We start from the raw sequence: 13,135 nt of genomic DNA on the forward strand, positions 1-13,135 counted from the left end.
AGGCACCGCCATGCAATACGTCGCCGCGCTCTTCCCGCCCGCACTAATGGCCGTGGCGTTCACCGCGTTGATTGTGGTCATGGTCAAGAGCCAGGGCGGTCAGAACAAGGCCAAGGAAGACGCCGCGGTCGACGCGGCGTTGGCCGAATCGGTGGCTTCCGGCCAGAAGCCCGCCGCGCCCGGCGTCTGATCCACGGCGCAATCCGGCGAACACCGCCACCCGCACTTCGTACGGCCCGGGATTCCCCCCGGGCCGTACCTCGTTTTTCCCGCGCAAACGCACCCGATGAACCGGCAATCGCGACATCTCCCACTATTGTTCAAGTGTGCCGAGACCATTGGGTGAGCTGGAAGACGCCGTCATGACGCGGGTCTGGGAGTGGAACCGCCCGGTCACCGTCCGGGAAGTTCTGGAGGACCTGCAGAAGGAACGGTCGATCGCGTACACGACCGTCATGACGGTATTGGACAACCTCCACCAGAAGGGCTGGGTCCGGCGCGAAGCGGAAGGGCGCGCCTATCGATATGAAGCGGTCTCCACCCGCGCCGCATACTCGGCCGCACTGATGAACGAAGCATGGTCCGCGAGCGACAACCCGGCGGCCGCTCTTGTCGCCTTCTTCGGCATGATGTCGGCGGAACAACGCAAGGCACTGCGTGACGCCGTCCATATGGTTCAGATCGACGCGGTGACCCCGCCGGCAGAACTCACCGAAGCCGCAGAAGCCCCCGCCGCCCCCGAACGGACATCCGGCACCGCACTCCCCGCAGAGCCGGAAGAGACTCACCCGAACACCTCCCGGACCGCCGGAGCGGCGCCGGAAGAAGTCACGGAAGAGCCGCACCGCACCGCCCCGGCGGAAGGCGAAGAACCCGGGGCGGACGCGCGCGACACGGAGCGATAGCGTCGCCGCATGCCTCCGCATTCAAAAGGGCTCACCGTCCGCCGCGCCAGGACCGCAGATGTGCCCGCCGTACGTCACCTCATCGACTCGTACTCCCGTGACGGCATCCTGCTCGACAAAGCCACCGTCACGCTTTACGAGGACATCCAGGAGTTCTGGGTGGCCGAGCGCGACGAGGACGGCGAGGTCGTCGGCTGCGGCGCTCTCCACGTGATGTGGGAGGACCTCGCCGAGGTCCGCACACTCGCCGTGGATCCGCAGCTCAAGGGCGCCGGCGTCGGCCATCAGGTCCTGGACAAGCTGCTGCGGACCGCGAGCTGGCTCGGCGTGCGGCGCATTTTCTGTCTCACCTTCGAAGTCGACTTCTTCGCCAAGCACGGCTTCGTCGAGATCGGTGAGACTCCCGTGGACGGTGATGTCTACAGCGAGCTGCTGCGTTCCTATGACGAGGGAGTGGCGGAGTTCCTCGGTCTCGAACGGGTGAAGCCCAACACCCTGGGCAACAGCCGCATGCTTCTGCACCTCTGACCGGCGTTCTATGTCCGAATCGCGCCCCTATCCCATGGCCAGGACACGACGTGTTCCCCGGTGCACAGGCAAGTGAACCCTACCCGGGGGTTTGTGTTTTTCCGGGAAAAGCGGTTTGCTTTCCGTCGTAATCCGCATTCGATGAAAGGGAAACCCGGTGGCACAGAAGGTTCAGGTTCTTCTTGTCGACGACCTCGACGGTGGCGAGGCCGACGAGACCGTGACGTTCTCTCTCGACGGCAAGTCCTACGAGATCGACCTCACCACCGCCAACGCGGACAAGCTGCGTGAGTCTCTTGCCGACTTCGTGAAGGCGGGCCGTCGTACCGGAGGTCGTTCCGCTTCCGGTCGCGGCAAGGCACGTGCGGCTTCCGGTGGCAGCCAGGACACCGCGAAGGTGCGCGCATGGGCCAAGGAGAACGGCTACAACGTCAATGACCGCGGCCGTGTCCCCGCCGACATTCGCGAGGCATACGAGAAGGCCAACGGCTGATCGCCTCCGGCGCGATCCGTTTGGTCATTACGAGCACGCAGCAACCGGGCGCGGTGGCATTCCGTGGCCGCCGCGCTCACGAGCCGTACGAGGTCGGGGGCGCCGCCGCGACCCCCGAAACCTGCCCCGATCCCCGTGACGGGCAGGGAATTCTCGGCCTCGTATCCCGGTTCGGGAGGCCGCATCCAAACCGCGGCCTCCCGCGAGCCGATTCCGCACGGCGACTGTCCGGAAGTGGGGAATGACGGAGCGGGCATCCGTTCTCCGGCGCCCCGCGCCGTGAGATCGGGTACGAGTGAGCCCCACTCCAGCCATTCCAGGATTCCGGGCAGTTCCTCGGCGCCGCCCACCGCCACGAGCATGAGTATTTTCGGCCGATCGACGCGGGAAATCCCGTCGGTACCGGCCGGAACACTTCCGGCGCGGCACACCGCCGCCCCGGGCCCGGACGACGCACAGGGGTGACCACCCAAAAGCGCGACCGGCCCGGTGCCCGGCAGCACCCGCAGCACCGCCCGGCCCGCGTCCGCGGGCATCTCCAGAACGTCGAACCACACCCCCGTCAGCAGCTCCGGCGGCTCCCCCGGGGCCGTCGGCCAGCCGAGTTCCCGCTCGTACCGGCGGCGCAGGGCGGCGAAAGGCGTACGGGGACGCGGGAACGCGCGGGCCATGCCCGGTGAACTTCCGGAACCCCGGAAGGTTACGCAGGGTCGACGGGTGACTGCTTTCCGTACGGGAGCGGGTGCCGGGCGGGGGCCCGGAAGGGTCCCGCGGTGTTCGCCCGTAGCGGATGGGAGGGGCCCGTGCCGCATGGAGTGTCAGTGGCGGCGGGTAAGACATTCATCATGGGAAAAGACGGTGTGACGGCGTACGACGCCCGGATATCGGCGGCAGAGCCGGTTTCCCGGACGCCGTGCCGGAACGGGCCGCGTTCGCCACGGGCGTAGTGGTGGTGGGCGTATATGCCTGGCCTGCGGGAACATCGTCTCGCACCATCGGGTTGGAGCAGTTGTCGGCTGTTCGGGGCAGGTGACGTCCCTACGAGAGTGGGGTGAGCTGCGTACGGGTGTCGGCAGTTGGAATGAGCTGTCCCGCCCTGCGGGACTAGCATGCGGAAGGACAGGGAGGGGACCGCCCCCTTCACTGCCCGACCGCTCTGAGGAGCGATTTACGATGTTCGAGAGGTTCACCGACCGCGCGCGGCGGGTTGTCGTCCTGGCTCAGGAAGAAGCCCGGATGCTCAACCACAACTACATCGGCACCGAGCACATTCTCCTGGGCCTGATCCACGAGGGTGAGGGTGTCGCCGCTAAGGCCCTGGAGAGCCTCGGGATTTCGCTCGAGGCGGTCCGCCAGCAGGTGGAGGAGATCATCGGGCAGGGCCAGCAGGCTCCGTCCGGCCACATCCCCTTCACCCCCCGTGCCAAGAAGGTCCTGGAGCTCTCGCTCCGCGAGGCCCTTCAGCTCGGCCACAACTACATCGGCACCGAGCACATCCTGCTCGGCCTGATCCGCGAGGGCGAGGGCGTCGCCGCCCAGGTCCTCGTGAAGCTGGGCGCCGATCTCAACCGGGTGCGGCAGCAGGTCATCCAGCTGCTCTCCGGCTACCAGGGCAAGGAAGCCGCCACCGCCGGTGGCCCCGCCGAGGGCACGCCCTCGACCTCCCTCGTCCTGGACCAGTTCGGCCGCAACCTCACGCAGGCCGCCCGGGAGACCAAGCTCGACCCGGTCATCGGGCGTGAGAAGGAAATCGAGCGGGTCATGCAGGTGCTGTCCCGCCGCACCAAGAACAACCCGGTCCTCATCGGCGAGCCCGGCGTCGGCAAGACCGCCGTCGTCGAGGGCTTGGCGCAGGCCATCGTCAAGGGCGAGGTGCCCGAGACCCTCAAGGACAAGCACCTCTACACCCTCGACCTCGGCGCGCTGGTCGCCGGCTCCCGCTACCGCGGTGACTTCGAGGAACGCCTGAAGAAGGTCCTCAAGGAGATCCGCACCCGCGGCGACATCATCCTGTTCATCGACGAGCTGCACACGCTGGTCGGTGCGGGCGCCGCCGAGGGCGCGATCGACGCCGCCTCCATCCTGAAGCCGATGCTGGCCCGTGGTGAGCTGCAGACCATCGGCGCCACCACGCTCGACGAGTACCGCAAGCACCTGGAGAAGGACGCCGCGCTGGAGCGCCGCTTCCAGCCCATCCAGGTCGCCGAGCCGTCGCTGCCGCACACCATCGAGATCCTCAAGGGCCTGCGGGACCGCTACGAGGCGCACCACCGGGTGTCCATCACGGACTCCGCGCTGGTCGCCGCGGCGACCCTCGCCGACCGGTACATCTCCGACCGCTTCCTGCCGGACAAGGCCATCGACCTCATCGACGAGGCCGGCTCCCGGATGCGCATCCGCCGGATGACCGCGCCGCCGGACCTCCGCGAGTTCGACGAGAAGATCGCCGACGTGCGCCGCGAGAAGGAGTCCGCGATCGACTCGCAGGACTTCGAGATGGCCGCCGGTCTCCGCGACAAGGAGAAGCAGCTCCTGGCCGCGAAGGCGAAGCGGGAGAAGGAGTGGAAGGCAGGCGACATGGACGTCGTCGCCGAGGTGGACGAGGAGCTGATCGCCGAGGTCCTGGCGACGGCCACCGGTATCCCGGTCTTCAAGCTCACCGAGGAGGAGTCCTCCCGGCTGCTGCGGATGGAGGACGAGCTCCACAAGCGCGTCATCGGCCAGAAGGACGCCATCAAGGCGCTCTCGCAGGCCATCCGCCGCACCCGTGCCGGTCTGAAGGACCCGAAGCGCCCCGGCGGGTCGTTCATCTTCGCCGGTCCGTCCGGTGTCGGTAAGACGGAGCTCTCCAAGACGCTCGCCGAGTTCCTCTTCGGCGACGAGGACGCGCTGATCTCCCTCGACATGTCGGAGTTCAGCGAGAAGCACACCGTCTCGCGGCTCTTCGGCTCGCCTCCCGGCTACGTCGGCTACGAAGAGGGCGGTCAGCTCACCGAGAAGGTGCGCCGCAAGCCGTTCTCCGTCGTGCTCTTCGACGAGGTCGAGAAGGCCCACCCGGACATCTTCAACTCGCTGCTGCAGATCCTGGAGGACGGTCGCCTGACCGACTCCCAGGGCCGGGTCGTGGACTTCAAGAACACCGTCATCATCATGACGACGAACCTCGGCACCCGGGACATCTCCAAGGGCTTCAACCTGGGCTTCGCCGCCCAGGGCGACGTCAAGACCGGCTACGAGCGGATGAAGAACAAGGTCAACGAGGAGCTGAAGCAGCACTTCCGCCCCGAGTTCCTCAACCGTGTCGACGACACCGTCGTCTTCCACCAGCTCACCGAGGAAGACATCATCCAGATCGTCGACCTCATGATCGCCAAGGTGGACGAGCGGCTGAAGGACCGCGACATGGGCATCGAGCTCAGCGGCGAGGCCAAGTCGCTGCTGGCCAAGCGCGGGTACGACCCGGTGCTCGGCGCCCGTCCGCTGCGTCGCACGATCCAGCGTGAGATCGAGGACACCCTCTCGGAGAAGATCCTCTTCAACGAGCTGCGCCCCGGTCACATCGTCGTCGTCGACGTGGAGGGCGAGGGCGACACCGCCGCCTTCACCTTCCGCGGCGAGGAGAAGTCGGCCCTGCCGGACGCCCCGCCGATCGAGTCCGCGGCCGGTGGCTCCGGTCCGACGAACCTGAGCAAGGACGCGTAACGCGTAACGGCCTGCGCGTGGCGCAGCGCCGGCGGCACCGCCCCGGACCGTTTTTACGGTTCGGGGCGGTGTTGTTTTGGGGCTCAGGTGCGGGGCTCGGGATAGAGGGTGAGTTTTACGCCGGGGGGCAGGGCGATATCCGTGGCGGGCAGAAGGAGGGAGAGATGGAGCTCTTCGAGGAGGGGCAGAAGTGAGAGGTCCGGGGCGTCGAAGGCGGGGAAATGGGTGCCCATGCCGAACACCTTCAGGGTCCGGACGCCGGGGAAATGCGGGAGGACAGCGCGCAGCCGGGCGGTGAGGGCCGTTTCGGGATCCTTTTCGTCATTGACGATGCTGAGTGTCGTCACCTGGGGGATCCGTAGCCCGGCGGGGAGCCGGAGCGTTGCGTTCGCGTGCACCCCGAAGACGAAATCCGTCAGGTTCGGGAGGCGGGTGAGAACGTCCCACTGTTCCTCGCCGAAGTCGGCCGTGAGGCGGCGGAGCTGGAGACTGCTCAGGAGCGGCCAGATCTCCGCCGCTCGGTCGAACTCGGCGCCGAGTGGCGCGCCGAGCGTCAGATGCGTCAGCGGGGCGTCCGTAGGGCAGGCACGCAAGCCGTCCGGTGGCAGTGGCACGCCGACATTCAAGGATTCGAGGTGGCGGAGTGTGACGAGGTCGCCGGGAGAGCGGTCGGCGTCGGTGCCGTGGAGGTAGAGCGCGCGGAGGGTTCTGATCCCGGCCAGCGGAGCGAGACCGGTGATCTTCGGGCAATTGGACAACGTCAGTGACGTCAGGTGCTGGGCTCTCCGGAGGAAGCTCAGGTCATCGAGGACCGGATTGTCCATGAGGGACAGCGCTTCGAGGTGTTCCACGTCCAGGGCATCGACGAGTTCCGCGTCGGGGAAGGGGCCGTTCACCCACATACGGGTGCGGCCGCCGAGTGCTTTGAGGATCTGCAGTTCGGCGGTGGAATTGGCCTTGTGGAGGACCTCCGGGGCGAGGTGCCGGATGATGTCCTCCGCATAGCGGTCGGTGTCGAACGACGACCAGGAATGTGCGAGTTGGAGTCGGACGGCGGGGGCCGGGTGTTTCCGGAAGCGCTTGAGGAATTCCAGTGCGCCGGCCGTACCGATCCGGCCGGCCGTGTGGACCGTCTCCCTGGCTTCTTCGTCCGACAGGTCGTCTTCGGGCCCTGGCAGCAGTTCCAGGACGAGTGGGCCGACGTCGGCAAGCAGTTTGGATTCCTCGAAATGCCGTGGCGGCAGAATGGCCCCCGCCCGTTCCTCCACGGCCTCCCGTACCGCGGGTGCCAGCTCCGTCGCATGTTCCAGGCAGGCGAGTGCGAGGAGATGGACGCGGAGGCGGACGGTCCGGTCCTCGATCTCGTCGCCGTGGGCCACCATCTCGGTGAGCAGCTCCGCCCGTTCCCGCGGACGCGCGTGGGCCACCGCCATCCGGATCACGTCCTCCCACTGGGAGTCCGAGGCGTGCCGGACCAGCAGCCCCAGGTCGCCCTCCTCGATGGCGGCCTTGGCGCCCAGGTAGTCCTGGAAGGTGCGGTGGACGAAGTCGACGGAGCCGGGGGTGGGTTCGCGGAGGAGGCCGCTGCGGAGGAGGAGGTGGCGGAAGATCTGCGGGGCGTCGCCCTGGGCTGCGGCGGCGGGGACGGAGGGGAGGGCCTGGGCGATGAGGCGTTCGGCGTGGGGGCGGTCGAGTTCGGTGCGGCCGTTGCGGATGAGCCAGTAGGCGAGGCGTTGCAGGAGTTGGATCTGCGGGGCGTCGCTCAGCTCGATGCCGTCGGGGCCGCGCATGTCGCGTTCCCGGTCGCGGCGGGTGAGGAGCATTGTCAGCGCGGCGTCGTACAGCTCCTTGCGGCCGGTGGGGAGGTAGCCGCGGCGGTCGTGGTGGAGGGCGCAGAGCAGACCGCACATGAGCGGGTTGGTGGCGAGGCGGGCGAGGTCCTGCTTGGTGCGGACGGCGGTGAGCAGGGACGTTTCGTAGGTGTCGAGGAGGTCCGGGTCGGGGGCGTCCGGGCGGGCGGCGGTGTGCCAGCGGGTGATGAAGGCGGCCACCTCGTCGCGGCCCATGGGGGCGAGGGTCTGTTCCGTGAAGTGTTCGGAGGCGAGCCAGTCCTCGCGGACGGCGGAGGGGCGGGTGGTGACCATCCACAGGTTGTCCGAGAAGGCGTCGAGGAGGTCGCGGAGCCAGCGGCGGGCGCGTTCCCGGTCGGCCTCGGGGATTTCGTCGAGGCCGTCGATGAGGAGGAGGCCGCGGCCGGCGGTCAGGACGCGTTCGGCCCAGCCCTGGGGGCCGGTGCGGGGGCAGCCGACGGCGGCCAGGAAGCGGTCCGGGGCGGGCAGTGTGTCGGCGCGGTGCAGGGTGCGCAGCGGGAGGACGAAGGGGATGCGGCCGTAGAGGTGCGGGAGCGGGGTGGCGGCGGGTTCACGGGTGCAGCCGACGGCGAGCCACTGGACGAGGGTGCTCTTGCCGGAGCCGGCGACGCCGCGCAGCAGGACACGGTCGAGGTGGGCGAGGGCTCGGTCGGCCGGTTCGAGGGGCGGGGGCGCGGGTTCCGTGCCGAGACCGTCGAGGTCGGTGGGTCCGCCGGGGCCTGTGTGGCGGTGCGGGGCGGCGCGGAGGCTCAGGTAGGCGGCGTCGAGGGGCCAGCGGTCGGGGGAGCGGGTGAGGTCGATGCCGTAGATGGTCAGGCGGCTGTGCTTGCGGGCGATGTAGCGGAGGTAGTCGCGGTCGAAGGCGGCGTCGGCGGCGTGCACGGACGGCCGGCGGGCGAGGAGGGTGTCGACGCGGTCGATCAGGGTGTCCAGACCACGGCTCTGCTGGACGAGGGTGCGGGCCACGAACGTCGACCGCTGGGTGAAGAAGTGGACGATGTGCAGGCAGGACGTGGTGAGGAGGGTGCGGTGGAGTTCCTCGGCGTCCCGGCTGAGGCCGCGGATGGCGTTCGGGGCGGCGGCCGTGAGGCGGGCGGCGAGTGCGGTGGCGCCGAGCCGGACGGCCTGGACGTCGTCCATGTCGAGGTCCCCGAGGGCGCCCAGGGAGGCGGCCAGGGCATCGGCGACGGCCGTCTCCTCGTCGGCGGGGACGGGACGCTCGCCCGGCCCGGCCGCGTCGACGGCCCGGCGGACCAGTTCGGCGGCGAGTCCGTGCAGGTCCTTCGGGGTGAGGGTGCGTTTCTCGCCGCGGAACGAGATCAGTGCGGAGAGGCGGACCGGGGCGTCGGTCAAGCCGGCGCCCGGCCCTTCGCGGACGAAGAGCTTCCGGACCAGCGGCCCGACCACGGCGGAGGCGAGGCGTACGCCCGCGGTGGATGGATCCATGAGTGGGTCTCCCCCCGAGTTCCCTTGTATCCGCTTGTTGCCCTGCGTTGCCTGGCTCCCTGTGCCGCCTCTGGCCCCGGCGTACGTGGCCGGGCCCTCGGCCGCCGCTGTTCCAGGGACGCGTGGCACGCGGGGCCCCGGCTCCCGCTGTTCCCGGAACGGTGGGGCGTGAGGCCCGGCCAGGCTGTTCCAGGGTGGGACGCGATCTGCCGCCCGTTGCCGTTCCTGGAACGGCTGGGACACGGGCCCCGGGCCTTCGCCGTTCCAGGCGGGACGGGCGCGAACAAGGCTAGGGGCGTACGAGTGGCCCGGGGAGCGGTTTCGGAAGGTTCCGCGACGGTGGATCCGGCGGAGGCGGCGGCACCCGGTCGGCAGCCACGGGCAGCGGCCCGGCGGCGGTCCCGGTCGTTCGCCGGCGGCCTCGGTGGCCGTTCCTCGCCCCGCTCCCGCCGTCGCACCGTGCCGGGTAACCGCCGTCACATAACCCAGGTCATTTTCACCCCATTCCGAGTAACCGCGGTCACATAAACCCGGAAAATGGTGATCGAAAAGCGCTGCGGGCGGCAGGAGAGTAACCCCGGTCACAGAAGGCCGTTGGTCCCGAAACGGACATCAAAAGTCCCACCGAAAGGGCTTTCCGGTGACGTGCCGCACAGCCGAATTCCGGCCTACTAGAGGAATTAGGGGGAGTTCTCCGGGGGTGTACGGGGGTGTGGGCCGACCCTCGCGGGCCGTGTTTCCCGGGGGTGGGGCGCAGGGCTCCCGGCCTGGGTGGTGTGAGCCTATATGTCCAGTTCAGGGGTGGTATGGGGGCTGCGTCAGCCTAGGCGAGATGGGGTGATTTGGGGGATTGATCCACCGGCTGCTCGGGGTGTCCGACGGACATCCGCGCCTCGGCATGCTTACGGTCCGGGCTAGTAGAAAGGGCCCTTGGCAGCACGGCAATGGCGGGTTACCAAGGAATGGCGATGCCGGTCCGCAGCCGGATCGCAGATCCCTTTCCGTTCCTTTCCGGAGGTACAACCCGCATGTCGAAGTTCGCCAAGCTCCGCAATTCCAAGAAGTCCGTTCTCCGTACCCGTGCGGTGGCCGTCACCGTCGGTCTGGGCGCCTCCGTCGCGCTGGGCGCGGGTGTCGCGAACGCCGCGGATTCCGGGCTGACGAGCCTCACCTCGAATGTGAGCTCCACCGTCGCGAAGCAGGCCGACGCGCAGACCAAGGCCGTCCAGAGCGCCAAGAAGTCCGCCAACGCCTGGGTCAAGCCGGTCGACAAGTACACCCTCGGCTCCACCTTCGGTCTCGCCGGTTCGCACTGGTCGCACAACCACAGCGGTCAGGACTTCGTCGTGCCGACCGGTACCGCCGTCAAGGCCGTGCACAACGGCATCGTGGTCAAGGCCGGTCCGAACGGTGGCGGCGACGGCCCCGCGTACGGCAACGCCATCGTGATCAAGCACCCGAACGGGATGTACACCCAGTACGCCCACCTGTCGCAGATCCAGGTGAGCGTCGGCCAGGCCGTCAAGACCGGTCAGCAGATCGGCCTGTCGGGCTCCACCGGCAACTCCACCGGCCCGCACCTGCACTTCGAGGTCCGCACCGGCCCCAACTACGGGTCGGGCATCGAGCCGACCGGATTCCTGCGGGCTCACGGCGACGCCGTCTGAGCTGAGTCCGGCCGGGCTGGCCGGCGGTACGGCGGGTTGGCCGCCGTGACCAGTTCCGTGGCGACCTCGAGGATGGCCTTGCGCTTCTCCTCGGGGTCGCCTTCGACGTGCTGCATCGTGAACTGACCCGCGTGCAGCGCGTGCACCGCGGCCAGGCACCGCATCTGGTCGACCAGATCGCCGTCCGGGTCCTTGAGCATGTCGAACAGTTCCATCACCCGCCGCTTGAAGATCTCACCGATGCTGAGGTCGCGGACCGTCGCCTGGTTGTCGTGGACGAAGCGGAACAGTGCCTCCGCGTTGCGCAGCGCCGCGCCGTAGCGGCGGACCAGTTCGATCTTGGTCTCCGTGGTGCGTGGCTGCTCCCGCCCCCAGGCCAGGAGGGCGTCGATCGGCTGTGCCGCGTCCTCGAAGAGGCCGATGACGATGTCTTCCTTGGTCTTGAAGTGGTAGTAGAGGGCGGCCTTGGTGACGTCCAGCCGCTCGGCGATCTCGCGGAGCGAGGTCTTCTCGTAACCCTGCGCGGAGAACAGTTCCAGTGCGGCGTCCTGGATGCGCCGACGGGTGTTGCCCCTGCGCTGACCTGTGCTCATGGCGCTCTCCTGGGTCCTCGATGTGGTGCTCCCGGTGCGTCAGAAAAAAACTTACTTGACGACCGGCTAGTGCCGACTTACCTTTCCTCACTGTACTGAACTAGCCGGGCGGCAAGTAAGTGGGAGTAAGTGAGAGTGATGGGGAAGTCGCGGAGCGCGACCCCGACGGGGGACGGAATGGCAGCGGGCGACAAGGACGGACCGGCGCCGGAACAGCAGGTGGCGGGTAAGCCGCCCGCCAGCGTGCGGGTGGTGCTCTTCGCGCTGATGATCGCGATGCTGCTCGCGATGCTCGACAACATGATCGTCGGCACCGCGATGCCCACGATCGTCGGTGAACTGGGCGGTCTGGAGCACCTGTCCTGGGTGGTCACCGCCTATACGCTCGCCACCGCAGCGTCCACCCCGATCTGGGGCAAGCTTGGCGACATGTACGGACGCAAGGGCGTGTTCCTGTCGTCCATCGTGCTCTTCCTGATCGGCTCGGCGCTCTCCGGCGCGGCCCAGGACATGGGCCAGCTCATCGGCTTCCGTGCCGTGCAGGGACTGGGCGCCGGCGGTCTGATGGTCGGCGTCATGGCGATCATCGGTGATCTGATTCCGCCGCGGGAGCGCGGTAAGTACCAGGGCATGATGGCCGGTGTCATGGCCATCGCCATGATCGGCGGGCCGCTGGTCGGCGGCTCCATCACCGATCATCTCGGCTGGCGCTGGAGCTTCTACATCAACCTGCCGCTGGGCGCCGTGGCCCTCGCCATGGTCACCGCGGTGCTGCACCTGCCGAAGAAGCGGGCGCAGGCGCGGATCGACTACCTCGGCGCGGCGCTGCTCACCGTCGGTATCACCGCGCTGGTGCTGATGGCGACGTGGGGCGGTACCGAGTACGCGTGGGCGTCGCCGCAGATCATCGGGCTGGGTGCGGGCGCGGTCGTCGCGCTGGTGCTGTTCGTGCTGGTGGAGCGGAAGGTCGCGGAGCCGGTGTTGCCGCTCCACATCTTCCGTAACGGCAACTTCTCGCTGGTCACGCTGATCGGTTTCCTCGTCGGCTTCGTGATGTTCGGGTCGATGACCTTCCTGCCGCTGTTCCAGCAGACGGTGCAGGGCGCCTCGGCCACCAACTCCGGGCTGCTGCTTCTGCCGATGCTGCTGGCGATGATGGCGGTGTCGCTGTTCGCGGGCCGGGTCACCACCACGACCGGTAAGTACAAGGTCTTCGTGGTGGTCGGCGCCGGGCTGATCACCGTCGGTCTGGGGCTGCTGTCCCTGATGGACGTCGGCACCACCCGCTTCACCTCGGGTCTCTACATGGCGGTGCTCGGCGCCGGTATGGGCTTCCTGATGCAGACGACGATGCTGATCGCGCAGAACAGCGTGGCGATGAAGGACATGGGCGTCGGCTCGTCGTCCGCCACGCTCTTCCGGACGATCGGTGGTTCCTTCGGTGTCGCGGTCTTCGGTGCGATCTTCACCCAGCAGGTGAAGGACACGATGAGTGAGCGGCTCGGCGCGGCGGGCGGCAAGCTGCCGTCCGGCGGTGCCGCGCAGCTGGACCCGAAGGGCCTGGCGCAGCTGCCGCCGATGGTGAAGGACGCGTATCTGCACGCGGTCTCCGCCGGAACGCACCATGTCTTCCTGTGGGGCGCGGTGATCAGCGTCATCGGGTTCGCCGCGGCGTGGTACCTCAAGGAGATCCCGCTGCGCGGCGGTCCGGCCCGTCCGGAGGCGGAGGAGCACACCGCCGCCCCGGCGCCCGTCGCCGAACCGGTCTGATCTGTTTCACCTGCCTGACCGGCGCATACGTTCAGCGGCCCCCGCTCCGGCGGGGGCCGCTGTGTGCGTTCCATGCCGTACGAGGCGGGACCGTCGTGTTCCGGCCCGCCGCTCACCGCGTCCCATGGCCAACGTTCCAGGGGTGACGGACGGGCTGGGG

10 protein-coding genes are annotated in these 13,135 nt (G+C 68.5%); 7 read left to right on the top strand and 3 right to left on the bottom strand.

What is annotated here, in order from left to right; all coding sequences use genetic code 11:
* Positions 1–10: 10 nt before the first annotated feature.
* From ACZ4M8_RS29090 to ACZ4M8_RS29105, 4 genes are all read left to right on the top strand, one after another.
* The gene (locus ACZ4M8_RS29090; protein WP_467612757.1) at positions 11–190 is read left to right on the top strand and encodes a hypothetical protein; all 180 of its coding nucleotides are present in this window, start codon (positions 11–13) and stop codon (positions 188–190) included.
* Between the two features lie 172 nt (positions 191–362).
* Positions 363–905 carry a BlaI/MecI/CopY family transcriptional regulator gene (locus ACZ4M8_RS29095; protein WP_467612857.1) on the top strand — a complete coding sequence of 181 codons (543 nt, stop codon included), beginning with the start codon at positions 363–365 and terminating at the stop codon, positions 903–905.
* 9 nt (positions 906–914) lie between these two features.
* Positions 915–1,433: an amino-acid N-acetyltransferase gene (locus ACZ4M8_RS29100; RefSeq protein ID WP_399087482.1), complete on the top strand. Its 519-nt coding sequence runs from the start codon at positions 915–917 to the stop codon at positions 1,431–1,433.
* Between the two features lie 157 nt (positions 1,434–1,590).
* Positions 1,591–1,926: a histone-like nucleoid-structuring protein Lsr2 gene (locus ACZ4M8_RS29105; RefSeq protein WP_030289381.1), complete on the top strand. Its 336-nt coding sequence runs from the start codon at positions 1,591–1,593 to the stop codon at positions 1,924–1,926.
* On the opposite strand, the gene ACZ4M8_RS29110 is transcribed toward ACZ4M8_RS29105, so the two are convergent.
* Positions 1,857–2,597 carry an SCO3374 family protein gene (locus tag ACZ4M8_RS29110; RefSeq protein ID WP_467612761.1) on the bottom strand — a complete coding sequence of 247 codons (741 nt, stop codon included), beginning with the start codon at positions 2,595–2,597 and terminating at the stop codon, positions 1,857–1,859. The two genes, ACZ4M8_RS29105 and ACZ4M8_RS29110, sit on opposite strands and share 70 nt — an antisense overlap.
* 502 nt (positions 2,598–3,099) lie before the next feature.
* Between ACZ4M8_RS29110 and ACZ4M8_RS29115 the strand changes: the two genes are divergently transcribed.
* A complete protein-coding gene (locus ACZ4M8_RS29115; RefSeq protein ID WP_467612764.1) occupies positions 3,100–5,628 on the top strand; it encodes an ATP-dependent Clp protease ATP-binding subunit in 2,529 nt (842 codons plus the stop codon).
* Between the two features lie 83 nt (positions 5,629–5,711).
* On the opposite strand, the gene ACZ4M8_RS29120 is transcribed toward ACZ4M8_RS29115, so the two are convergent.
* Positions 5,712–8,945 (bottom strand): NACHT domain-containing protein, encoded by a 3,234-nt coding sequence (locus tag ACZ4M8_RS29120; RefSeq protein WP_467612766.1) that lies wholly within the window; start codon positions 8,943–8,945, stop codon positions 5,712–5,714.
* A 1,028-nt stretch (positions 8,946–9,973) separates the two neighbouring features.
* Between ACZ4M8_RS29120 and ACZ4M8_RS29125 the strand changes: the two genes are divergently transcribed.
* A complete protein-coding gene (locus ACZ4M8_RS29125) occupies positions 9,974–10,612 on the top strand; it encodes a M23 family metallopeptidase (RefSeq protein WP_467612769.1) in 639 nt (212 codons plus the stop codon).
* On the opposite strand, the gene ACZ4M8_RS29130 is transcribed toward ACZ4M8_RS29125, so the two are convergent.
* Positions 10,594–11,205, bottom strand: coding sequence for a TetR/AcrR family transcriptional regulator (locus tag ACZ4M8_RS29130; protein ID WP_467612772.1), 612 nt, complete (start codon positions 11,203–11,205; stop codon positions 10,594–10,596). The genes ACZ4M8_RS29125 and ACZ4M8_RS29130 overlap by 19 nt on opposite strands.
* Before the next feature lie 177 nt (positions 11,206–11,382).
* Between ACZ4M8_RS29130 and ACZ4M8_RS29135 the strand changes: the two genes are divergently transcribed.
* Complete coding sequence (locus ACZ4M8_RS29135; protein ID WP_467612775.1) at positions 11,383–12,975, top strand: MDR family MFS transporter; 1,593 nt, start codon at positions 11,383–11,385, stop codon at positions 12,973–12,975.
* Positions 12,976–13,135: the final 160 nt, after the last annotated feature.

Source organism: Streptomyces sp. NPDC027185 (genome assembly GCF_055567035.1).